The organism is Rhizobacter sp. Root1221, from assembly GCF_001425785.1.
Classification (GTDB): Bacteria; Pseudomonadota; Gammaproteobacteria; order Burkholderiales; family Burkholderiaceae_C; genus Rhizobacter.
Window position 1 is genome coordinate 26,470 of the sequence record NZ_LMDI01000026.1, and the last position, 23,169, is coordinate 49,638.

Consider the following 23,169-nt stretch of genomic DNA (forward strand, 5'->3'; position numbering starts at 1 on the left):
TTTCCCCAAAAACTTCCGGCGCCGAAAAGGCCGGCCGTGTCCGCCGGTGCCGGACGATCCAGGAGACTTTCATCATGCGCACCTCGACCCACTTCTCACCCCGGCGGCGGTGGACCCTTGCCTGCGTGATCGCCGGCGCGCTTGCCGGCACCGCAGGCAGTGCGATGGCCGCCGATGCGTTCCCGTCCCGCCCGGTGACGGTCTTCACGGCGTTTGCGCCAGGCAGTGGCCCTGACGCTGTGCTACGTCTTGTCGCGGACAAACTCGGCAAGCGTTGGAGCCAGCGTGTGCTGGTGGAAAACCGCCCTGGCGGCGGTGGATTCATTGCGATCGAGGCCGCGAAGCGCGCTCCGGCCGATGGCTACACGCTGCTGCAGCTCGACAGCGAACACCTCGCCGCGCTGCCGCTCCTCTACAAGTCGCGCGGTTTCGACACCTTGAAGGCGTTCGAACCGGTCGCGATCCTGTTCCGCACGCCGTTCCTGATCGCAGTGCCCGCCACCTCCGGGTGGAAGTCCATGGCCGACCTGGCCGCCGCCGCCAAGGCAAAGCCGCTCACCTACGGCTCGTGGGGCGTCGGGAGCCGTGGCCACCTGGGTGCCGAGCAACTGGAAATGTTGACTGGCACCGCGATGCAGCACGTGCCGTTTCGCGAGGTGTCCCAGCTCTACATGTCCGTGGCGGCGGACGACGTGTCGTGGGCGTTCGGCACCATCCCGTCCAGCCAGGGGTCGTACAAGGCCGGCAAGATCAGGTACCTGGCGGTGGCTGCGACCAAGCGGCTGCCGCAGTTCCCCGATGTCCCCACGGTGACCGAAGCTGGCGGGCCGACCGGACTCGAGGTCAATTCGTTCGTGGTGCTGGTCGCGCCGCGCGGCTTGCCGCCGGCCGTGCGCGACCGAATCAACGCCGACGTGCGAGGTGTCATTGCCGAGACCGACATCCAGGCGCGCTTCGACACCTTCGCGTTCGAAACGCTCGGCTGGTCACCGCAGGAGATCGAACGACAGGCCGGGATCAAGGCGAAGACTTATGGAGAGCTCGTGGCGCGTAAGCACATCAGCCTCGAATGATCCAACGAGAGATGGGGCGTCGAGGGTCGCGTCTCGCCAGAAGCAGCTACCCGGCCGCAGCCGCGCTCTCGCGGTCGGTCCAGTGAATCGACGAGGGGTGCGCGGCGATCTGGCGCTTCAGGTGCTGCACGAAACCGAGCACACTCGCCGCGGCGTTGCGGCGGGTGGGCACGAGGGCGACGGCATCCGCGGACGGCAGTTGCCAGCTGGGCAGCAACCGCACCAGCGCCTCGGCCGAGACCAGGCGTTCCACATGCCACGCTGACCGCATGGCGATGCCGTGGCCGGCCACGGCCCAACGCACCAGGGTCTCGCCATCGTTGGTCACCATGGCCGCCTTCAGGCGCACGGTCTCCGTCGTGCCGTCGCGTTCAAGGTGCCACAGGGTGGCGTCTTCATCGTTCTCGCGCAAGCCGAGGATGCGGTGGCGGGCGAGGTCCGACGGGGCGTGAGGCGCGGCGTGTTCGCGCAGGTAGGCCGGGCTCGCGCAAAGCCATCGGGCATTCCGGGCGAGCGGGTAGGCCACGGCGGATGAATCCCGCAATTCACCGACATGCACCACCACGTCCGCGGCGCCTTCCTGGTCGCGTGTGGGCCGTTCACTCAAGACGAGTTCGCAGCGCAATGCCGGGTGCAACCTGCCGAATCCGGCCATGGCCGGCGCGACGAACTCGCGGCCGAACCCGAACGGGGCCACGATGCGCAGCGAGCCCGAGAACCCCGATTGGCCCCCGCGCAGCGCCATCTCCGCGTTGTCGAGCCGTTCGAGCAGGTCCACGGCCGTGGCGGCCAGCTGCGCGCCCGCGTCGGTGAGGGACAGCCGGCGCGTGGTGCGCAACACCAGCGTCGTTCCCGCCCTGGTCTCCAGCGCCTTCAGGCGAACCGACAGCGACGGCGGCGTGACCTCGAGCGTGCGCGCGGCCTGCGCAAGTGACGCGCTGCGGGACAGGCAGGCCATGAATCGGAGGTCCTCGACTGTCAGCACGGCGGCACCATGAAGTTCTGCTAAAGGATGAATGTAGCAGTGGCCCATTCGCCGGGCGGGGAGCGCGCCCACCATGCCGGTCATGAACACGAACCACCACCCCGACCTCGCCGCGTTGACCACCCCGCGCCTGCTGCTGGATGAAGCGCGGATGGACCACAACATCCAGCGCATGCAGCGCCGCCTCGATGAACTGGGCGTGGCCTTCAGGCCTCACGTCAAGACCACGAAGTGCGTCGACATCGCCCGGCGCCAGGCCGCGGCGGGCGCCCGCGGCATCACCGTGTCGACGTTGATGGAGGCCCGGGTGTTCCACGCCGCGGGCTTCGACGACATCCTGTACGCCGTCGCGATTGCGCCGGCGCGCCTCGACGAGGCCCTCGAACTGGCGCGCCGCGGCTGCCGGCTCACCCTGGTCGTCGCATCGGTCCAGGCTGCCGAGATGGTGGCGGCGCATGGCAGGGCGCAGGGTCACGTGCACGACGTGGTCATCGAGATCGACACCGACGGGCATCGCGCGGGGCTGAAGCCCGACGACGCTGCGCTGCCGGCCACGGCGCGCGCGCTGACCGTCGTGGAACGGGGCGGCGCACGCCTGAAGGGCGTCATGACACACGCGGGCAGTTCGTACGGCCTCGACCAGCGGGACGCCCTGATCCGCCTCGCCGAACAGGAGCGCGCGGGCTGTGTCGCTGCCGCGCAGCGCCTGCGCGACTGTGGTTTGACCTGCGACGTGGTCAGCGTCGGCTCCACCCCGACGGCGCTGGCCGCGATGAACCTCGATGGCGTGACTGAAGTCCGCGCCGGGGTCTACGTGTTCTTCGACCTGGTCATGGCGGGCACCGGGGTGTGCCGCACCGATGACATCGCGTTGTCCGTGTTGACGACCGTGATCGGGCACCGTGTCGACACCGGGTGGCTGGTGACCGACTCGGGCTGGATGGCGATGAGCCGGGACCGCGGCACGCAACGCCAGGCCGTGGACCATGGCTACGGCCTCGTCTGCGACCTCGCTGGCACACCCATTCCCGGCCTGTCGTTCGCCGAGGCGAACCAGGAGCACGGTGTCCTGCACTGGCAGGGGGACCCGGGTACCGACTTGGTGGCGAGGTTCCCTGTCGGGACACTGCTTCGGATGCTGCCGAACCACGCTTGTGCCACCGGTGCGCAGCACGGCCAGTACACCGTCATCGACGCCTCTGCCGCCCCGGTGGCCACCTGGGAGCGCTTCCGTGGCTGGTGATTTGTTGCTGCTGGACGGCGAGCAGGTTGCAGCCCTGCTGGATCCGGACGACGTGTTCGCCGCCGTTCGGGAGGCGCTGGCACGGCACGCGAGTGGGACGGCAACGCTGTTCCCCGTGCTGCGCGAGGGGTTGCATTCCGGCGCGGTGTTCGGCATCAAGGGCGGGACGATCGACGCGGCGGGCCTGCTCGGGTTCAAGGCCGCGGGTTTCTGGCCCGGCAATGCCGCCACCGGACACGACCGCCACCAGGCCACCGTCGTCCTGATGGATCCCGACACCGGGCGTCCGCTGTGCATCCTCGACGGCAACGCGATCACCACGGCGCGCACCGGTGCCGCAGGGGGTGTTGGCATCGCCCTCCTGGCCCGTGCCGATGCCGAATCGGCCTGTGTGTTCGGTACCGGCGTGCAGGCCGTCAGCCAGGTCGACTGGGCGCTGCGAGTTCGCCCGTCGCTGCGAACCGTTCGCTACCTGACGTCGGACCACCGGTTCCGCCCCGGCTTCGAAGCCCGCTTCGCCGGTCGCTGCCGTGTCGTGCACACCACCGACGCGAACCGTGCGGTTGCGGCCGCCGACCTGGTCATCACCGCAACTCGCGGCGCGGGGCCGCTCTTCGACGCCCAGGCGGTGCGGCCGGGCACCCACGTCAACGCAGTGGGTGCCGACACCCGGGGCAAACGCGAACTGCCTTCCGGGTTGCTGGCCCGCGCCACTGTGTTCGTGGACGACCTGGCTCAGTCGCGCGCCATCGGGGAACTCCAATGGGCACCGGACCAAGCCGCCGAGATGATCGGCTCGGCACTCGACCGGGCGTCGGCGCGCAGGCACATCGACGAGATCACGCTGTTCGACATGACGGGCATCGCGTTCCAGGACCTGACCGTTGCCAGCGCGGTGGTGGCGCGTGCGGACCGGACGGGTGTTGGTACGCGATTGCGGTGGCCGTGGTGAGGTGGCGACGACGCGTCAGACGGTGGGTCGCTGAGCCGTTGTGGGAAGCGCCGTCAGATCCTCCGCAGCAACCCGACCCCGGCGGCTGATAGCGGGGCGTTCAGGGCCGACAACACTCCGCCAATCGGACTGCGATGGCGTCGCGCGGCGAGCAGCCGTTCTCACGGATACGGCGCGTCGGGTGTCGCGAGCAGATCCAGTCGCTGCAGAATCGGGAGGTTGTAGTGCTGAGCGTCGCAACCATAGGTAAAACCGCCGATCGTTGCGCCCGTCGTCACGGCAAGCAGGGCTTGCGCGTAGATTTCCTTGAACTGAGGGTTGGACCGAAGCAGCACCAGCGGATTCTTGCCTTCGCACGCCTCGGTGCTGGCCAGCGTGCTCGTATAAATGAAGACAGAGTCACCCCAATCATGAGTGGTGACTCGCTGGACGGTCGTTTTGGAGACCCAACCGTGGGCCATGGCCAGCGGCGATTGAGCCAGCAAGGCCAGGGAGAAAGAAATGAGAGCAAGCCGAGTCGAGGTCATGTGAGAGTCCGAGAGTGCAGCGCTTGAATCGCGCAATTTGTTCGCCGGCAGTCGTGGTGTTGTTTCAATGAACTACCAGTCCGACCCCGCCGCATAAAAGCTCGGAAACGTTTCGCCCCATGCGGCGTAGCAGCCGAGTGCGTAGAGCTGGAGTGGCTTGCCGGTTTCCTTCGCGAGCATGACCACTGCGAGCAACTGCTTGTACGCGGGGTGATCTGCCGGAATGATGGCCAGCGAGCTGGACGAGCAGCCGGTGGGATTGGCATATGGGGTTGCCGGACGCACGGCCAGAAAGGCCGACGATTCCACCCAATATGCGGAAACCGTACGAGGGCCGAGGTAGCCGGATGTCTGTGCAGGGCTCATTGCTCCCACCGACATTCCCGCGACGAGCAGGAAGATCGTTCGCACCAGTTGCATTCTTCTATTCGATCGTTGGTTGAAGCGGAAACTCTCCGCTCCGACACAATGGTGTGGTGGGGACACTGGATGATCGGAGGGCGGTCATTGAACCGACGGGTCAGGCGTCGTGGGTGTCGACCTGCGACACGAGGCAGAAGGCTCCGGAGCTGCCGGAAGGTTCCGTATACACGTCCACCGCCCGCTTGCCCGTGGCCCAGAACATCATCGTGGCTGCGATGATGATCTTGCGTTCTGCAGGAATGAGCATCCACGCGAATGGCGTCCCCGCACAATTGTCCGGTCGCGAGGTGTCGACGCGGATGAGCAGTCCTTCGGGCACGGCACTCATGTCGACCAAGGTTCCGGCGGTCCAGTTCGGCCCGGCCATGGCGCTGGCGCTGGCGGCAAGGGTGAGGGCGCCGATGAGGCCGCGCAGTTGGCGTGAAGGCATGTGAGATTCCTTGATCGTCGTGAAAGGGTCTATGCGAGCATGGCTACGCCGAGCCGGCATGTGGCCCTGGCTGCAGACTGGGTGGGAGTGGCGCGACGGCCGCCGGGCGGCGTCGCCTATGGAATGATGGGTGTCATTGTTCCTCCCCTTTGAGGTGTTGCGCTGTTCGCATGTGGGATGCCTGGCGGCTCCGACTTTTGTGCGCGCAATTTAGTGGTTGCATCTTCTGGTGTCAACCGAACTCATTCGCAAATGGTGAGAAGTCCTCGAAAGCGGCGCAGGTTCGTTGACGCGCATCGACGCTGATGGGTGGGATGACGTCCTCGAGACATTCGACGGTTGCAGAACGGGAAGTGCTCGGGTATCGTCTAAATCACAAATAGACAAAGCGTGCTTCGTCCAAGGAGCACGAGGGGAGTACTCCATGCGAACATCACTTTCGTCTGATTCAGGCGGCGTTCCTGTGCGCGCGCCGCGCTGTGTCGCGGACGATCGCCCAGTCAAATCGCTGCCGCTGCGCTTCTGCGCAGTTCCGCAGTCGCGGTGAGATTCACCGCAACGCTTCCACCCCCCGTGTTGGCATCGCACCTCTGGCGCGAGGCTTCGACTGCGCCATTCGGCGGGTGTCCACCCAACAGTCTTGCCGGTGCTGGTGGCATGTGACACGGCGAACCGGTGCTCATGCGCGCGGACCTGCCCTGCCGGTATGAAGGCTCGCACGCGGGCCCTTCGATTAACGATTCAAACACGACCTGGAAAGTGCATGGCAAAGAGAGTTCTTCTTGCATCGCTGCTGATCGCAGTGACCCCGGCGTTTGCGGCATTGCCGTCAACCGTTGAACTTCTGCAATCGGGCAACGGTTATGTGCGCCTGCGATCCACCGATCCGGAATACCGGCAGTCCTTCCAGAGCGAGGTTGTGGAAGCCGTCCGCACGCAACAGGCCCAAGGACTGGGTCTGCAGGACCCAGGCCGCAAGGCAACCGCACAAAGCGCGGCGGAGTTGACCGGTGAGATCGTGGTGGTGGACACGCTCCGCGGCGTACTGGCCGCCAACTTTCCGGACTGGCTGAAGCAGGAAATCCTCGAGGACGCCGGGTACACCGCAGGTTTCGATCAGCTGACCGATGCACAGCTGGACGCCAAGCTTCCCAAGCTGTCCATCGACATGGACGCGCTGCCCTCCGTCAGCGAGCAATTCGTTCCTTCCACCAATGCCACCATCCTGTCGGTCGACGGCCGCGTCCAGGCGGCAGGCAGCAGCTATCCGCGCATCGCCGGCATGCAAGCGCTTGGCCTCTGTTCCAAAAAGCGCGAGAACAAGATGTACGAGAAGTCGTTCTCGCTGAACAAGAGCATGTTCTCTCCGGTCGAGACGAAGACGGGCGATCTGACCACGACCTTCCAGACGGTTGTGCGCGGTGACGGGACGGTGACGGGGGCTGTTCACTACGTGATGAAGAAGCGCTGCGGCATTCCCTACGGCGCGGAGTACGACCACGTCGAGTTCAAGCTCGTCTCGACACTAGGCGGTGAAATCGCCTTCGATGCGAAGACCCGCTACGAGCACAAGGAACGGCTCTTCAAGAAGAATTTCACGTACGACATCGGCTCGTACGACTTCTGGGTGTACTTCCTCGAGTTCCGCCTGCAGGCCGACCTGCAGTTCGACGTGGGGGTGGATCTGGCGATGCTTGCCGAAGCGGAAGTCAGGGCCGGATACACCTTGGGAGGCAAGGCCAACATCACCTGGGTGTGCCGAACGACCTCCGATTGCGTGAAGACCCGGAGCGAGGTGGACCTCAAGCCGGTGCTCAAGGAAACGAACAGCTACCAGGCCAAGGCGGCCCTCTCCGTCATCCCGTTCATCGACAGCAGCGTGGGTGCGAACCTGTCGCTGTACTACGGGTTGCTCGACTTGGTCGGCGTTCGCGTGGGTGTCTTGACCGAAGTGCCGGTGACCGGGTTCGCCTACATCGGAAATATGTGTTCGGATGCCGATGGCGATGGGACGTCCGAGCAGGTCAAGGGCGCCTACCTCGACGTCTCCGTCCAGTTCTCGGGCTACTTCAAATGGGAACTGCTGGGCAAAGGGGCCACGGCCGACATCACGCTAGACCTGGAGCCCATCGGCTACCGCAAGGAGTGGCGCCAGGTCGACTTGAACGGCGAATCCCGCATGAAAAACTTCTATGTCAAGAACCTGTATTTCAAGGATCTCTTGTCCGAAGGGTCGTCCCTGTTCCAGCCGGTCCTGAAGACACCGAAGGTCATCAAGCAGGGTGGCACGCTGCAGTTGGCGACACGATCGTGCTACCCGCTGACCGGCGAGCCCATCTATGAAGTGGACTTCGGTGCCGGTGGCCCTCTCGTGCGAGGCAAGGCCAGTGAACTCGCGTACGCGTACCCGCGGTTCGGCGACTACACGGTCCGCGTCCGGCTCGTTGCCGATTCACAGGGGCGGACGTTCGACACCTCCTGGAGCACGTTCCGCGTCAACGTGAGCCCGGACGGCAAGACCCCGTACTACCCGTGGTTGGCAACGCTGCTGGACCAGTTGCTCGACTGAATTTCCTCGGCCAAGCGGATCCGCGTGACCCGCCCCGAGGGTGATCGACGCGCCATTTCCCATCCACTGCGCCGCACGGGCGCCGCCCATCCGGAACCATGAATCGATCTCGAGACACAGACGCGAGACACATCGTTGCCAAGTGGGTCTCGGCAACCGCGATCGGCTGGCTGGCGGGTTTGGCTGCTGCGCATGCGCAGCAGCTGGAGACGACGATCACCTTTCCGGCGTCGGGTTCGACGAACGCCACGATCCGATCCGCCGTTCAAGTTCCCGCAGGGGCGCCGCCGACGGTGCAGATTCAGAGTGCTTCATCGGGAACTCAGGGCGCCTCGCCGGGAACGGTGAGCACGACGTCTGAAGGTTGGACCTTTACCGGGAAGTTGCCGAAGCTCGCGCCGCTCGTGTTCGACGACGAACTGACCATTCCGATTCCAGTTGGCATCTCGGAATACACGCTCGTGGACCCGAAAAGGGGAGCCTTTGTCTTTGCAGATGGCGAGATGGATTCCGCGGTGGTCGTTCCATTGGAGAACCTCGCGTTCAACGTGGATGCGCTTCCGAACCGGCGGCCCGCGCTGTTCATCTCGATTCCCGGATTCAATCCGGCGGCAGCCAACCTTCCTGGTCTGACCAACCGGCACGCGACAGGGATCGATGCCTGGCAGACGAAGGTTTCCTACACGATTTCCCCGACGATCTACTGGAGCCAGTACAAGCACTTCATGGTGTCGTGGCGGAGCGCGGAGGCCATTCAACCGCAGGTCCGTGTCCTGGCTGACCTGGTGAAGGCATTCCTGGGGCCCAAGAAGTACAAGTGGGATGTGGTCATCATGGGGCACAGCCGCGGTGGCATCTTCGGCCATGAGCTCTCCAAGCGACTGGCTGGCCACGAGAAGATCAGCAGCTTGCACGTCTGGATGATCGAACCCACCGCAGCGCCTCTCTTTGGCGACATCTACCCCACGCAACTCCCAGCAGCCGGGCAAACCTATGGCTACTTGAAGTACGACAATCGGCCGTTCCTCGATACCACGGCGGGCGGCATCAATTTCGGTGTCAGGCTCGGAACGGACAGCGATCGGGAGGTCTCCGGCTACACCAACTACGGCAAGGGTGGTTTCGCCGCAGACATCAATCCGGTCACGAACAGCCATTTCCTCTATGCCGACAAATGGGCAACTCTGCAGGGGCCGAACGGATTCTCCGACGCCTTCAAAGAGTTCCGCAATCGCCAGGAAGGCACCGGTGGCACCTTCGACCTGGACGGCGATAGCGGCGAGGTTTTGGTCCCGATCAGCCGCGACACTCTGTCGTCCGATCTTTTCGGCACCTGCAGCGGCAATTCTTGCACCGTGTCGGGCGCCCTGGCCATCGGTTCCATCGGTTCGGTCGCATTCGACAATCTGGTTTCGACGGATGGCCTGGACGTGGCCGTGGCGAGCACGGTCGCGGCTGCTTCGGTCGCCATTCGCAAGGACTTCGCCAGCGCGCAGGCGACGGACATCTTCTCCGGGCAGTCGATTGCAGCGCGGGTGGACTTCAACAGTGGCTTCGTGATACGCCAGCAGGTCGGCGACGGCCAGATCGAGGTCACGACCCAGCTCGACTGGACCGGCATGACCAGCACGGTGAGGCTTTTGGGCATCGACATCCCGCTCGTGCGCCGCGACCCGCTCTTGAACCTCGTGAAGAAGCACACCTGCAAGAAGGGATGGATCCGCTACCCGTGCTGAGCCGTCCCTGGGTTCGTGCGTGATCTTCAGCGCCCGGCCTGCTGCACCGCCTTCGCCGAGAACACCCAGTGCGAATAGCTCTGGGCCTTGTCGAAGGCCGCCTGGTGCGGCTGGAAGCCGGTCTGCTTGATGGGGGTGCCGGGCGCGAGGCTGTAGACACCGGCGATGGTGCCGTCGGGGTAGTAAACGAGGCCCCATTCGTCGCTGCCCGTCAGCGGGTCCGGCCGCAGGTCGCGGAGGTGGCGCCGGGGCGACGGGCTGCGGGGATCCTTCAGCAGGTCGTCCAGGCGCTTCGGCCCGCCGCCGACCACCGCGTTGGCCGACTTCCCGCGATAGGATGTCAACGCCTGCTCGTATTCCTCGCCCGCCTGGAGCAGCGCTTCCTCAGCGTCCGCGCGCGTCCGTTGCACGCTGACACCGACGGTCGATGCCGACACCCCGCCGATGACGGCCAGGGCAATCAGGAACATCAGGTAGGCCACCCCACGCTGGCGGGCTGCGGTGGCGTCACCATTCCGCATAGGGCTTGCCGTCCTTCGTTTGTGCCGAAGATCCGCTGCGGATGTCGGCGACTGCGCCGTCATGTCCCTCCGGCGGCGCCGTGATGATCCACGTGTCGGTGGACTCAGTCATCGGGTCCACCGGCACGGACCGCAGGTACCAGCGCTGCACCAGTTCATCGAGGCTCTCGGGGTAGCGGCCCAGGTCGCCGTAGAACCGATCGATCACGTCACGCGTCACCCGCAGGTTCTCGCGCAGCACGCTTTCCTTCGAGGCGTCGAGCTGGCTGTAGTAGCGCGGGATCGCCAGTGTCAGCATGACCGCGACGATGGCGAGCACCACCAGCAATTCGATCAGCGTGAAGCCGGCCGAGCGTCGACCCGGAAGAGGGTCGGGCGACGAAGCGTCGTGGCGGCGAAAGGGCATGGTGCGGGGCGTCGGCGAAAAAGGGTTACCAGCGGCGGTGCGGAATGCCATTCAGTCCGGTGGCCCCGGATCGACTGAACACGTCGTACACGTCGTCGCCGTCCTGCGGGTCGTCGGCATCACTCGCATACGATCGCCGGCCCCATGTGTCCTCGTCGGCCAGCGTGTCGTCCCGTTCGAACGGATCACGAGGCACTCTGCGCAGGAAGTAGAGCTTGCGGTGTTTCGGATCCGCTTGGTCCTCGACGCCTTCCACGAGCAGGGCGAGCGTGGGTGGATAGCCCGAGCCGGCGGCATCGGTCCGGATGCGTCCGGCGTCCACCGCGCGCTTGTAGGCATCGATCGCGCCGCGGATCTCCACCAGTGCCGCCCGCAACTGTCGCTCCTTGAGCCGCTGCGAATGGATCTGGGCGGTCGGGACGACGATCAGCGCGAGCACCGACAGCAGCGCGAGCGTGACGAGCAGCTCGATCAGCGTGAAGCCGCACGAACCGCGGCACGACCACCGCGTGGGACGACACGTCGCAAGTCGCATGGCCGCGCCTCAACGGGCGATGCTCACGGCGTGGGCGGCCGGCAGAGTCAACCCGATCGCCCCGCCGCCGACACCCACCGGGGCGGCCGTGACCACGCGGATGTCGGTGCTGCCGGCAGCGGCAGCGGCGAGCACCTTGAACTGCACCGTGGCCAGTGCGCCGACACCCGTGGCGCCGCTGGCGCCGGTGCGGGTCGCGGTGAACACCACCTGCCCTGCCGCATCGACACGGTGCTCGAGCACGCTCTGCCCGGCCGCCTGCTTCATGAAGCCGCCTTCAGAGACCCCCGTGACCTGGACGATCTTCGGGTCGAAGCCGAGGGCCCCGGTTACGCTTGCCAGCGGCTGATCGCTCTGGAGCATCAGCGCAAGCGAGAACGTCTGGCCCGCCGTGGCCGCCCTGGGGCCCTCCCAGCCGAGCTGGATCCCGTTGTTGCCGGACGCGGCGACCACGCCGGCGGATGGTGTTGTCCCCGAGGGGGCGGCGCCCGGCGTGGCGATGCCGGACGTGCTGCCCGAGGCCTGGGGCGTCGCCAGCCCGCCGCCCGTGGGCACGGTGGGGCCGCCGCTCGGGACCGGGGCCGCGCCGTCTCCCGTCGACTGGATGCGCGCCGACGGCGAACCCGCCGCGTACGAGTCCATCGCCGCGGTGCCGGACGACGGGAAGATGCGCATGCTCGCCTCCGTGCCGGCCTCGAACTCGCGCTCCGTCGGCCGCTTCACGGTGCGAAGGACGCGCGGCGTGATCGACAACACGATCTCGGACTTCACCGAGCCGTCGCCCTGGGTGCCGAACAGGCGGCCGAGGACGGGCAACTCGCCGAGTCCGGGAATCTTGTAGGCCGTGCGGCGGTCCTCGTCGTTGATCAGGCCCGCCAGCACCTGGTTCTCCCCGTCCTTCAACCTCAGCGTCGTCTGGGCCGTCCGGGTGCCCAGCTGATAGGCGACTGAGCCCGACTTGGTCTGTTGCTGGCTGGTGATGCTGCTGACCTCCAGCGCGATCTTGATCGCTACCTCGGAGTCGAGGTAGATGGTGGGTTCCACTTCGAGCTTCAGGCCGACGTCCACGTAGTTGATGGACTCGCCGAGGAAACCGGTGGCGGTGGAGCTGGTCGTGATGTTCGGCACGCGGTCGCCGATGTGGATCTTGGCTTTCTCGCGGTTGCGCACACGGATCCGTGGATTGGCGAGGATGTTCGTGTCGGCATCCTGCTGCTGGGCGCTGATGCTGGTGGCCCCGACTGTGACGCCGACCATCGACCGCGTCGGGTTGCGCAGGTCTTCCAGCGTGAGGTTGCCGCCCGAGGCCTTCGGCAGCAGGCTCAGGGACACCTGTTCGGGCCAGCGCACGCCCAGGTCGAGCTGGCGGCTGCGCTTGATCTCGAGGATCTCCACTTCGAGCATCACCTCGGGCTCGGCGACATCGTGCATTGCGACGAGCTTGTCGGCCAGGCGGATGGCGTCGGGCGTGTCCTTCACGACGACGAGGTTCAGCTTCTCGTCGACGACGACCTCGCGGCTCTTCAGGATCGACTTCAGTGAAGCGGCGACGTTCTTCGCTTCCGCGTTCGCGAGGTAGAAGCTGCGCACGACGAGCGGTTGATACTCGCGCTGCTTCGCCTGGGTGGACGGATAGATCAGCACCGAGTTGTCGTCGAGCACACGCTGCTCGAGCTGGTTCGTCAGCAGGAGCCAGTTGATGGCCGCCTCAATGGTGCTGTTGCGCAGGAAGATCGTCGTGCGCGTGTCAGTCTTGACGTCCTTGTCGAAGATGAAGTTCAGTCGCGAGGTCCGCGACAGCACCTCGAACACCATCCGCAGCGGTGTCTCCCGGAACTCCAGCGTGATCGGCTTGCGATAGGCGGCCCCGAGGCCGGTACCGGGCGAGGCCTTCGTGCCTTCGTCCAGCAGGCGCTGGGCGAGCGCCGTCACGTTCATGTCCAGCGGCCGCTCCGATGCCATCAAGTCGATGCGTTGCCGGGCCAGTGCCCAGTTCTTCTTGTCGAGGGCCGTCGTGGCCTCCTGCACCCTGGCGCGCCAGCGCCTGTTGTCGTCCAGCTGGCGAAGCCCGGCCAATGCACGTTCCTGGCTGATCGCGATGGGTAGCGCCTCCTGGTACAGGCGTTCGGCCTCGTCGTCCGCTCCCGATTGCACGGCCTTGGCGGCACGCTCGAGCAGCGACTGCGCGTAGCCCTCGCGCGTCTGGACGTAGGCGATGCGGTACTCGGCCGAGCCGGGCGCGAGTTGACTGGCTTCGGCAAGTCGCGCCAGGCCTTCCTTTGTCTTGCCGGCTTCGATCAGGGACTTGCCGTCGCGGAAGGCCATCTGGGCGGCACACCCGAACTGGGCGATGCACAGCGCCGCGATGGCGAATCGGCGGCACCAGCCGGACCCCTCGCGGGTCGTCGGTCGGTCAGAATTCATTCACTCTCTCCAATGGCCACCATCTGCGACTCGTTCAACGGCAGGTACTTCAAGGTCATGATCGGCGGACGAACTTGCTGCACCAGGTACTGTCCTTCCAGCTGGGTGCCCTCGCGCACGATGTAGCTCAGCTCGCCGCGCGCGAGGTACACCTCCCAGGTGCCGGCTTCGAGCTTCTTGCCCATGTAGGTGAACGGGACGGGCGGAGGTGTCGGTCGCGGCGGAGGCGCGACGACCACGGGCGGCGGGGGCGGAGGGGGCGGGGTCCAGCTCCGCGAGGCGAAGAGGTCCGCCGGCGCCGATGCCGCCACCCGGCCGGCATCGATCATCTCGGAGCGGACTTTCAGCCGCTCGATCGTCGGCGATGCCGCCGGCGCTTCACGAGCGGTGCCCGGGGCCTTCGGACGCGGCGCGGGTGACGACGCGGCGGAAGCGGCCGGCCGTGGACGTGCGTCATGGGCCAGCGCGACCCCGTTCGGTGTCTTGTCGCCGAAGAGCGCGAGATAGCCCGCGACGGCGAGTCCGCACAGCAGCACCCCCAAGCGGATCCGGTTCGAGCGGCTCATCTGGTCTGGCTCACGGACGGATCGGGGCGGCTCACCGCCGCGGCCGCGGCCGACGGCGGCGCCGCCAGCCACAAGGACAGGCGCACCTTGACCTCCACCTCGGCCTGGCTCACCTGGCTCCGCTTGAAGCTGAGCTGGTCGATCGACACACTGTTCATCTCGCGCAGCGTGTTCTCCATGAAGCGCCGGAGCTGCGGATAGGTGGCCTTGAAGGCGAGGTTCACCTGCAGCCTCTCGATGCCGTCGGCGGCGGCCGCGGCACGTTGATAGTCCGAACGGGGCGTCACGAGACGCTCGGCGGCGGCGAGGGCGAACAGGCGCTGCAGCTGACGCCCGATTTCTGCGCGCGGTTCCAGGACGGCTCGCAGCTCCGATGCGGCATCGTCGTCGGTGGCGACGCGCGTGCCGGTGGGTGACTCCGGGGCCACGGAGGGGCTCGGCGTGTGGCGGAGCCGGTGAAGGTCCGAGCGCAGCGCTGCCTCGACCGACTGCTGCGGCACCAGCACGCCCTGCCAGATGCCTGCGGACGCGAGGAGGAGCACGAGGGCGAGGGGCCACGTCCAACCGCGGCGCCAGGCGAGGATCTCTGCCTGCAGGCGAAGCCGGGTGGCCTGACGTTGCCACGGCCGCGCCGGATGAGCGCTTGCTGCGCCGGTGTTCGCGTTCGTCATGGCCGGGGCCTGCCCTCGGGTCGGGGTAGGCCCGGTTTCAGGCGGAGGTCGAAGCCGAGCCGCGCAGGGCGGTTCGGGTCCTGCTCGTTGGTCTCGTGCTGGTACGGAAAGGCGCCGTCGAACGCATCGTCGATGGCGAGGCGGTCGACGTACGCGAACAACGCGTCGAGTTCTTTCGCCTCGGCCTGGATGCGCACCGTTCCCTTGGCGACGTCCGGTTCCACCAACACGAGGGCGACGCCCGGCGGGGTGTGGTGTTCGATCGCATCGAGGACCGTGGGCCACGGGGTGTTGAGCTGACGCACCACGGCATTGAATTGAGAGATCTGACGGGCGCTGTAGCGTGGTGCGGCGGCCTTCGGCTGCGCGGGGCGCACCGCGCGGGACAGGCGGGCCTGCTCGGTGGCGATGTCGGCCGCCGTGACGGCGAGCCGCTCCCGCGCCGCGAGCCAGTGTTCGAGGCCGATGCAGGACGTGGCAACGGCGATCACCAGCGCGCCCAGTCCGGCCATGCCGACGAGCGGCGAGCCGGCGCGACCGAGCAGGCGGGCGCGGAGACCGTTGCGGAACGAAAGAGTTGGCGTGCGCATGCCGAAGGTCACCTGTTCCGGCGCACGAGGGCCATTGCTGACCACGCGGCCACCATCGCATCGCTGGCGCGCAGCGGTGCCGGTACGGCGGCGACATGGTCGATGCGGCGGAACGTGACACCACCCGCCAGCAGCTCGGGAACGTCGTCGGCGTCGAGGCTGGCCCATACCGCGCCGTCGCTGAGCGGAGTCTGGTGGCGCATGGCCTCGCGTTCGAGTTCGACGCCGATGGTGCTCAGCCGCTCCGCCGCGGAGGCGGCCGCGCCGAGCGGCATCACCCGCAGCGAAGCGATGTGTCCTGCCTTCGTGCTGGCCATCATCGCGTAGTGCGGTGTGCCGAGGCAGAACCAGCCGTCCGATGGCAACGAGGGCGCGAGGGCCGACATGACGGCCGACAGCAGCGGGTCGATGCGCGGATCGCGGCCGAACGCCTGCTGCACCATGTCGATGGTCCAGCGCGGCACCGCGGTGCAGAGGAACGGACGGGTCGCGTGCCAGTCGCCGGCGACATGCCATTCAGCCGGGCTGCCGCCGAACAACTGCGAGCAGCGGGCGGCCGCGGTGTGCTGCAGCTCGCCGAGCGACACCACGGCGGCGGGCGGCGACATCAGCCAGTAACGCGCGAAGGCGTCCGCGAGCATGACACGCTTCGGAGGGCGTCCGATCGCGCGGAGTGTCTCCTGCAGCTGGCTGCACAGGGCTTCGAGGAAGTCCTTCGGCCGCGCCAGCAGCGTTGCCGCGACGCCGACGACGGGGGCATCCAGATGAACGACCGGCGCGTCGCCGCGCTGCCAGGCCACACCCGACAGACCGACGCCGACGACCGTCGCTTCACGCTGCCACAGTGACACGTCTCACCTCTTCCACCGTGGTCTTGCCGGCCGCGACCATGTCCAGCGCGACTTCCGTGAGGCTGCGCGTGCCCTTGCGCCGGGCTGCCTCCTTGATGACTCGGACCGGTTCCTTGCGCAGGATCAGCTCGCGGATCTCGTCGTCCAGCCGCAGGATCTCCGCGATGGCCTGGCGGCCGCGGTAGCCCGTGCCGCGGCAATCGCCGCAGCCGGTACCCTTCATGAAGGCCTGGCCGGCCGGCCAGGCCTCGTGCAGGCCGAGCCGGGCGAGTTCGCGCGGGTCCGGCTGGTACGCGGCGCTGCAGTGCGGGCAGTTGAGCCGCAGCAGCCGTTGTGCCCAGATGCCGTTCAGGGCCGACACGAGGGCATAGCTGTCGAGACCCATGTGCGTGAATCGCCCGAAGACATCGAACACGTTGTTCGCGTGCACCGTGGTGAGCACGAGGTGCCCCGTCAGCGCCGACTGCACGGCGATCTCGGCGGTCTCGCGATCGCGGATCTCGCCGATCATGATCTTGTCCGGGTCATGGCGCAGGATCGACCGCAGGCCGCGCGCGAAGGTCAGCCCCTTCTTCTCGTTGACCGGAATCTGCAGGACGCCTGCGAGCTGGTACTCGACCGGGTCTTCGATCGTGATGATCTTGTCGCGCCCGGTGTGGACCTCCGACAGCGCGCCATAGAGCGTCGTCGTCTTGCCGGAGCCGGTGGGGCCCGTGACCAGCACCATCCCGTACGGGGCCTCCATCAATTCGCGCAGCGTGGCCAGCGAGCCGAGGTCGAAGCCTAGCGAATCCATGGACAGCTTGCCGGTCGGGCCGAGCACGGCCCGCTTGTCGAGGATCCGGACCACCGCATCCTCGCCGTGCACGCTCGGCATGATGGACACGCGGAGATCGATGTCCCGGCCCTGGGCCGAGACACGGAAGCTGCCGTCCTGGGGCACGCGACGTTCCGAGATGTCGAGCTCGGCGAGCACCTTCAGGCGGGACAGCACGTGCTCGGCCATCACGGTGCTGCCGATCTGCGTGATGGCATCGAGCACGCCGTCGATTCGGTACTTGATGTGCAGCCCGTCCGACGAACTCTCGAAGTGGACGTCGCTCGCACCGAAGCGCAACGCGTCATAAAGGGTCGAGTTCACCAGCTTGACCGTCTGGTTGCCCGCATCCGAGAGCGCGGCCAGCGACAAGACCTCGAGGTGGCCGCGACCGCCGGCCGGGCGCGCCTCGCTGTCGTGGTCCACGGCATCCATCGCACGGGACAGGGCCTCCTGCTGGTTCAGGTACGCATGGATGTCGGCGGCCGTCGACAGGGCGCACGTCACGGGCTGACCCGCGAGTTCCTCGAGGTGGGACACGCCGGCCACGTCGAACGGATTGCTGATGATCGCGTGGAAGCCGCCGTGTGCGCTGCCGACCAGGATGAAGCCGCGCTGCTGGGCCCGGGCGAGCGGCAGACGATCGAAGGCCGGCGCGCTTCGCTGGATGTCGGCGCTGTCCCAGTACGGCATCGCGAACAGGGCGGCCAGCGATCGGGCGGCGTCCCGCTCAGGCAGCCGCAGTTGCCGTGCCAGTGTGTCGATCGGATGCGCGCCGTCGCGGACGAGGTTCGCCAAGGTGGCCATGTCCGGGAGGAGGGTGGTGGTGTCGGGTTTCACAGCGAGCCCGCCAGTTCGAAGATGGGCAGGTACAGCAGGATCACGACGAGCCCGATCACGATGCCGATGCCGGCCATGAGGATGGGTTCGAAGGCCTTCGTGAAGCGCTCGATCCAGCGGGCGATGTCGCCCTCGTAGAAGTCGGCAGTACGGTTGAGCATGGGGCCCAGTTGCCCCGAGCGTTCGCCGACCTGCAGCAGCCGCAGGGACACGGGTGTGACGAGCCCGGCCGCCTCGAGTGCCGACGTCATGCTTTCGCCCTGGCCGATCTGTCGCACCACTTCGTCCATGGACGGCCGATGGTCCGCGCTCAGCACGGTGCGGCCGAGCTTCAGGGCGCGGGTGAGCGGCAGCCCGCCTTCCAGCAGCATGCCGAGCGTCATGTAGAGCCGGGACAATTCGAGGATCTGCAATCGGAGCCGCATGCCCGGCAGCATCGCGAGGAACTGCACGAGGTTGCCCTGGCGCAGGCGCCGCCGTACCGCCCAAGCCCCCATCACGAGCACCGCGGACACGACGGCCAGCAGCTCCACGCCGTGTTTCCCGGCGAATTCGCCCCACTCGAGCAGCAGGCGCGACGCCCACGGAAGTTCGCGGCCGCCGCTGCGGTACACGGTGGAGAAGCGCGGCACCACATACCCGAGCAGGAAGAGCGCGACACCGCTGCCGACCGTGAGGAGGATGGACGGATAGATGGCCGCGCTGACCAGCTTCTGTTTGATCGCGTTGATGCGCGATTCATAGCTCATGTAGCGCGCCAGCGACCGGGGCAGGTCGCTCGTGCCCTCCGCCGCCTGCACGATGCCGAGGAACAGCTCCGGAAACACCGACGGTTGCTGCAGCAGCGCATCGGACAACGGGCGTCCCTCGCGCAGGTGTCCGGTCAAACGGACCAGCACCGCGCGACTGCCATTGGACGTTTCCTTGTCGATCAGCACCTCGATGGCTTCGATCACGCTGAGGCCGGCCACGAGGAGTGCATGCAGTTCGTGGACGAACAGCAGCAGCGCGAACTTCGGCGCCTTCGGCTTGAACATCCCGCCGGGCGCATCGACGGTGATTCCCACCAGGGCCCGCTGCTGCAGCTGGCGTTGCACATCGTCCGCGTCGAGCGCGTCGATGTCCAGCATGACGACCTGCTGCTGTGCGTCGAGCGCCCGGACACGGTACTTCAATCCAGCACCCGTTCAATGGTTCGTGATGTCAGCCATGTCACCGGCGCCACCGGGCTGACCGTCCTTGCCCAGCGTGGACAGGTCGAAGTCGCGGCTGTCGTTGCCTGGCGACACGTACAGGTACGCACGGCCCCACGGATCGTTCGGCACCGACTTGTCGAGGTACGGGCCATTCCACTTCGTCGCGGTGGCTGGTTTGGTGACGAGCACGGCGAGGCCTTCCTCCGAGGTCGGGAACGACCCCACGTCGAGCCGGTAGGTGCCGAGCGCCCGCGAGAACGCCTCGATCTGCGACTTCGCCACGGCCTGCTCGGACTTGCCGATCTGCGAGAAGTACTTCGGCCCGACGTACGCCGCGAGCAAGCCGATGATCGCGATGACCACCAGCAGTTCGAGCAGCGTGAAGCCCCCTGGGAGAGGGCGGGAGGAGAGCGTGCGGCTCGACCCTGCGATGGCAGGCGAACGCCGCGTGACCGGACGCGTCATGGCTGTGGACTTCTTGCGGGAGGGTGGGGATTGGTGGCGCGGCTGAGCACGGTGGGCACGTAGAGCATGGTTTCCCTGAACGGCGGGATGCGGTCGCCGTGCCGTGCGACCTTGCCGCGGCCCGCGTTGTACATGGCCAGCGCGAGCGCCGTATTGTCGCCCGCGGCCCGCAGCAAATCGCGCAGGTGGCGTACGCCGGCGTCGATGTTCAGCGTCGGATCATGGAAATCCTTCACGGAGCGCAGGCCGTACTGCAGGCCGGTCGCGGGCATCAGTTGCATGGCCCCGCGTGCACCGGCGGGAGAGACGGCCGCCGGATCGAAGTCCGATTCGGTCTCGATGACCGCCATCACGAGTTCGACCGCCATGCCGTGCCGGCTCGCGGCGGCCGCGACGATCGGCTGGAGCGCACGCCGCCGCGCTTCGCGGGCCGGCGACGACGCCGTGCCGGACAGGGTGCGCGGCCCGGCGTCCGCCGCGGCCACGGATGATGGCCCGTCCCGAAGCAGCAACTGGTACGACACGTCCAGCGGCTCGCTCGCGTAGCGGAGGCTGCCGTCCTCGGCCGTGGATACGTAGACGTCTGCCGCGTGTGAGGACAGCATGGCCGCCATGCCGGCGATGCCGGCTAGTACGTGACGCAGCAGGTGTCGGCGCAGGGTGCCGACACACCGGTGAGGCAGGGGTCCAGTCATGCCGTGGCCGCTCGTGCGAATGCTTCGCTGCCGAGGTGCCTTCACTCAGTCCAGGATCATGGACAACACCGGCATCAGCTTCATCGCGAGGCAGGTCCTGTCGGTCACGCCATCCGGGAACGGCCTCGCGCGGCAGGGCTGGTACGGATAGTCGGCACGCAGCAGCGAAGGCAGGCCCGCGTCGGTGGCCGACTCGATCCCTGGCGACAGCGGCCCGATGAACAGCGCTCGGAAGAGCGCGTCGCGCGCTTCCGGGCGCCACGGGACGAAACCTTCGGCGGAGGCGTAACCACCGGGGTTCGGATAACCTGGCAGGTCGACGGCACGGTACGGCGCGCCGACGGCGTTGGGCCGGGGCGGTGCCGCCGTGAGCCACTGGTGGTTGCCGTCGATGCTGGCGAAGGCGTTCGAGACCGCGTTGTCCGTCCCCGTGAACAGCGGGCGGCCGTCGCTGCGGTTGGCCACCCCGGCGACCTGCGCCAGCAGCGCGAGACCTTCGCTGTCGAGCAGGGCCAGCTTGGACAGCGTCACGGCGTTGTAGACCACCGCAAACTTCTCAGGGTCGAACTGGTTGGTGGCGAGGTTCAGGTTCATCTCGGCCTTCACCCGCGTGTCGATGTCCGGGATCATCAGCAGGTTCTTCGACGAGCCGGACCGCGTGTAATAGTCGCGCAGTTCGGCTTCATCGACCTTGACGCCCATCACCGCGACGATGTCCCGGATCTCCGCCGGCAGCAGGTCTTCGACGGCGCGGATGCCCGCGGCCGTCAGTTCGCTCGTCGCGCGGCTCTTCAGTCGCTCGACCTCTTCGCGGACCTGTTGCGGCGTGGGCAGGCCGACCGTGGGGCCGACGTAGGTGCCGATGGAGGTGGCATCCTGCAGCACCGTGGCGAGCTTCTGCAGGTCAGCCCAGTTCTGGGTCGCGCTCGAATAGAAGGCGCAAGTCACGGGCGTCCCGGCGATCGACAGGTGATAGCAGTCGAACCAGTCGCTCATCGGCGTGAACGCGCCGAAGGGGCCGAGGCTGCTCGGGGACGGCAGCAAGGTGTTCACCATGGAACTGCCGGCAGCCACGACGTACTCCCGCATTGCGACGTCGAGGTTCGAGCGCCATGCCATCAGGTAGGCCTTCACCGGGGACGTGTTCGACGTCTGGGCCTGCTGCATGTCCTTGATGGCGTTCAGCAGTGCGACCGAACTGGCCTTGGTGCTGACCGCTTGGTCACGCACGCGCGTCGCGGTCTGCTGCATCTGGGCGCGCAGGCCGTTGGTGCCGTTCACGAGCTCGTTGATGCGGTCGATCTCTTTGGCCGCCAGATCGTGCGCGGCTTGGTCGATCGGACACACCAGCTCTTCCGCGAACTTGTTGCAGACTGGGTCCAACTTGGGACACAGGGACCTCCTGACCGTCGAACACAACCGGCCACGTTGCCTGCTCTGCTCAGCCAACTCGGAGAGGATCCGGCTCTCCAGATCTTTCAGGCTTCGCAACGCGCTGTTCAGTTCCGAGAAGCGCTGCGCCTCGAAATTGTTCGCGAACGTGTCCAGCTTGTTCAGTGCCGCCTGGTCCAGGTCCTCCCGGCGGTTCACCTTGGGAAGCACCGTGTCGTTCATGAAAGCGACCAGTTGCCCGGCCTGCTGGTCGGTGACGCCGATGTCGTTGTAGCTGGCGACGATCTGCAGCACGGCCTGGTCGATCTTCTGCCAGAGTTCGCTGTTGGCGGCATCGTCGATCGCGTCGCGGTACGCGAGGTAGGCCGGCAGGTATTTCGTCCCGACCCCCTTCGCATACTGCGCCGCGACGTCCTCGTTCATCACGAGCGCGTCGCGGATGAACGTCGCCAGCGCAGGGCTCGCAACGCGCACCCCGGCGGTGGGGAAGGCGATGATCTGGCCCGCGTTGTTGCGCATCGGCGGCGCGCGGCGGCTGATGAATGATTCGAGTGCGATATGGCGCTGCTCCACCAGCGTCTCGTCCGTCAGCTCGAAGATGTCGCCCGAGTACTGGTTGACGTACGTGTGGGCGAACACGTCGGCCGACGCGTGGCCGAGGTACCCGTAGGCGAAGGCGGTGCCGACCGCGTTGCCCTGTGCCTTCGTGAGCACGAACTTCAGCCAGTCGTTCGTCTTCCAGCCATTGGCGAGACCCGGATGGACCACCGTCTGCCCGGCCACGACATCGGGGAAGGCGTCGGGGCCGATGTTTCCGAGGTAGAACGCGTCGCGGTTCGCCAGGATGGCGGCACTGACCGTGGGCGGCACCGGCAACGTGACCGGCTTGCCCTTGAGCTTGATCGTGATCCGGCCGTCGTCCTCCAGGTCGTTGATGACCTGTTGCGCGATCCAGGCGTGGGTGTCGATCTTGAATGCCTGCGCCGTCATCGGCAGAAGCAACGATGCGATCAGTCCCGCGCCGGCGGAGAACGTGAGCACACGGGATGTCGGGCGGCGAGCCGCGTTGGAGGTGAAGAGTGTCACGGGCATCTGGCGTAAAGAGGGAGCGCTCACATGCAGCTTGCTGCACAACGAGGACATTCGGAACGGACGGTCAGTGAGCGCTGTTGGTGCCGAGGCACGCGGCAGCGGCGCGCGACGCTTCACCCGACACGGCACGTCGTGCGCATGGATGGTGGTGGCAAGTGGTGGACCGTGCA

At 66.8% G+C, this 23,169-nt stretch carries 22 protein-coding genes; 5 read left to right on the plus strand and 17 right to left on the minus strand.

From position 1 onward, the window contains the following. The first annotated feature begins 74 nt into the window (after positions 1–74). The gene (locus ASC87_RS18855) at positions 75–1,073 is read left to right on the plus strand and encodes a tripartite tricarboxylate transporter substrate binding protein (RefSeq protein WP_056665590.1); all 999 of its coding nucleotides are present in this window, start codon (positions 75–77) and stop codon (positions 1,071–1,073) included. A 46-nt stretch (positions 1,074–1,119) separates the two neighbouring features. Here ASC87_RS18855 and ASC87_RS18860 read toward each other — a convergent pair whose 3' ends face one another. Further along, positions 1,120–2,232 carry a LysR family transcriptional regulator gene (locus ASC87_RS18860; protein ID WP_082568746.1) on the minus strand — a complete coding sequence of 371 codons (1,113 nt, stop codon included), beginning with the start codon at positions 2,230–2,232 and terminating at the stop codon, positions 1,120–1,122. Here ASC87_RS18860 and ASC87_RS33285 point away from each other — a divergent pair. Both ASC87_RS33285 and ASC87_RS18870 read left to right on the plus strand, forming a co-directional pair. Beyond that, entirely contained in the window at positions 2,141–3,301 is a 1,161-nt protein-coding gene (locus ASC87_RS33285; RefSeq protein WP_056665595.1) for an alanine racemase, read from the plus strand. The two genes, ASC87_RS18860 and ASC87_RS33285, sit on opposite strands and share 92 nt — an antisense overlap. Continuing rightward, positions 3,291–4,253, plus strand: coding sequence for an ornithine cyclodeaminase family protein (locus ASC87_RS18870; protein WP_235582210.1), 963 nt, complete (start codon positions 3,291–3,293; stop codon positions 4,251–4,253). The genes ASC87_RS33285 and ASC87_RS18870 overlap by 11 nt, the downstream gene beginning before the upstream one ends. Positions 4,254–4,414: 161 nt before the next feature. On the opposite strand, the gene ASC87_RS18875 is transcribed toward ASC87_RS18870, so the two are convergent. The 3 genes from ASC87_RS18875 to ASC87_RS18885 all read right to left on the minus strand — a co-directional run bounded on the left by ASC87_RS18875 (position 4,415) and on the right by ASC87_RS18885 (position 5,633). Further along, positions 4,415–4,780, minus strand: a complete 366-nt coding sequence (locus tag ASC87_RS18875; RefSeq protein WP_056665598.1) for a hypothetical protein — start codon at positions 4,778–4,780, stop codon at positions 4,415–4,417. A 72-nt stretch (positions 4,781–4,852) separates the two neighbouring features. Then, entirely contained in the window at positions 4,853–5,200 is a 348-nt protein-coding gene (locus ASC87_RS18880; protein ID WP_056665600.1) for a hypothetical protein, read from the minus strand. 100 nt (positions 5,201–5,300) lie between these two features. Next, a complete protein-coding gene (locus ASC87_RS18885; RefSeq protein WP_056665604.1) occupies positions 5,301–5,633 on the minus strand; it encodes a hypothetical protein in 333 nt (110 codons plus the stop codon). Between the two features lie 763 nt (positions 5,634–6,396). Between ASC87_RS18885 and ASC87_RS18890 the strand changes: the two genes are divergently transcribed. After that, entirely contained in the window at positions 6,397–8,202 is a 1,806-nt protein-coding gene (locus ASC87_RS18890; protein ID WP_157604130.1) for a hypothetical protein, read from the plus strand. 98 nt (positions 8,203–8,300) lie between these two features. Beyond that, complete coding sequence (locus tag ASC87_RS18895) at positions 8,301–9,938, plus strand: hypothetical protein (protein ID WP_157604131.1); 1,638 nt, start codon at positions 8,301–8,303, stop codon at positions 9,936–9,938. 26 nt (positions 9,939–9,964) lie between these two features. Here the strand turns inward: ASC87_RS18895 and ASC87_RS18900 are convergent, their stop codons facing one another. Genes ASC87_RS18900 through ASC87_RS18960 form a run of 13 tightly spaced genes read right to left on the minus strand, consistent with a single transcriptional unit; the run spans position 9,965 to position 22,993 of the window. Next, on the minus strand, positions 9,965–10,459 hold the full coding sequence (locus tag ASC87_RS18900) for a type II secretion system protein (RefSeq protein WP_056665614.1): 495 nt from the start codon (positions 10,457–10,459) through the stop codon (positions 9,965–9,967). After that, positions 10,446–10,865 carry a type II secretion system protein gene (locus tag ASC87_RS18905; protein ID WP_056665616.1) on the minus strand — a complete coding sequence of 140 codons (420 nt, stop codon included), beginning with the start codon at positions 10,863–10,865 and terminating at the stop codon, positions 10,446–10,448. Before ASC87_RS18905 ends, ASC87_RS18900 begins: the two co-directional genes overlap by 14 nt. 25 nt (positions 10,866–10,890) lie before the next feature. Continuing rightward, on the minus strand, positions 10,891–11,400 hold the full coding sequence (locus ASC87_RS18910; protein WP_056665620.1) for a type II secretion system protein: 510 nt from the start codon (positions 11,398–11,400) through the stop codon (positions 10,891–10,893). A 9-nt stretch (positions 11,401–11,409) separates the two neighbouring features. Next, positions 11,410–13,824 carry a secretin N-terminal domain-containing protein gene (locus ASC87_RS18915; RefSeq protein ID WP_056665622.1) on the minus strand — a complete coding sequence of 805 codons (2,415 nt, stop codon included), beginning with the start codon at positions 13,822–13,824 and terminating at the stop codon, positions 11,410–11,412. After that, complete coding sequence (locus ASC87_RS18920) at positions 13,821–14,390, minus strand: hypothetical protein (protein ID WP_056665625.1); 570 nt, start codon at positions 14,388–14,390, stop codon at positions 13,821–13,823. Before ASC87_RS18920 ends, ASC87_RS18915 begins: the two co-directional genes overlap by 4 nt. Next, entirely contained in the window at positions 14,387–15,061 is a 675-nt protein-coding gene (locus ASC87_RS18925) for a hypothetical protein (RefSeq protein WP_056665629.1), read from the minus strand. Before ASC87_RS18925 ends, ASC87_RS18920 begins: the two co-directional genes overlap by 4 nt. Beyond that, positions 15,058–15,663, minus strand: a complete 606-nt coding sequence (locus ASC87_RS18930) for a hypothetical protein (RefSeq protein WP_056665632.1) — start codon at positions 15,661–15,663, stop codon at positions 15,058–15,060. The genes ASC87_RS18925 and ASC87_RS18930 overlap by 4 nt, the downstream gene beginning before the upstream one ends. Further along, the gene (locus ASC87_RS18935; protein WP_056665636.1) at positions 15,660–16,502 is read right to left on the minus strand and encodes a hypothetical protein; all 843 of its coding nucleotides are present in this window, start codon (positions 16,500–16,502) and stop codon (positions 15,660–15,662) included. The genes ASC87_RS18930 and ASC87_RS18935 overlap by 4 nt, the downstream gene beginning before the upstream one ends. Continuing rightward, the gene (locus ASC87_RS18940) at positions 16,483–18,126 is read right to left on the minus strand and encodes a GspE/PulE family protein (RefSeq protein WP_056665686.1); all 1,644 of its coding nucleotides are present in this window, start codon (positions 18,124–18,126) and stop codon (positions 16,483–16,485) included. Before ASC87_RS18940 ends, ASC87_RS18935 begins: the two co-directional genes overlap by 20 nt. Positions 18,127–18,155: 29 nt before the next feature. Beyond that, a complete protein-coding gene (locus tag ASC87_RS18945; protein ID WP_056665638.1) occupies positions 18,156–19,334 on the minus strand; it encodes a type II secretion system F family protein in 1,179 nt (392 codons plus the stop codon). Positions 19,335–19,346: 12 nt separating this feature from the next. Then, positions 19,347–19,820 (minus strand): type II secretion system major pseudopilin GspG, encoded by a 474-nt coding sequence (gene gspG, locus ASC87_RS18950; RefSeq protein WP_056665642.1) that lies wholly within the window; start codon positions 19,818–19,820, stop codon positions 19,347–19,349. Continuing rightward, complete coding sequence (locus ASC87_RS18955) at positions 19,817–20,515, minus strand: lytic transglycosylase domain-containing protein (RefSeq protein WP_082568749.1); 699 nt, start codon at positions 20,513–20,515, stop codon at positions 19,817–19,819. Before ASC87_RS18955 ends, gspG begins: the two co-directional genes overlap by 4 nt. Before the next feature lie 45 nt (positions 20,516–20,560). Next, the gene (locus tag ASC87_RS18960) at positions 20,561–22,993 is read right to left on the minus strand and encodes a zinc dependent phospholipase C family protein (protein ID WP_162255181.1); all 2,433 of its coding nucleotides are present in this window, start codon (positions 22,991–22,993) and stop codon (positions 20,561–20,563) included. Between the last annotated feature and the right edge of the window lie 176 nt (positions 22,994–23,169).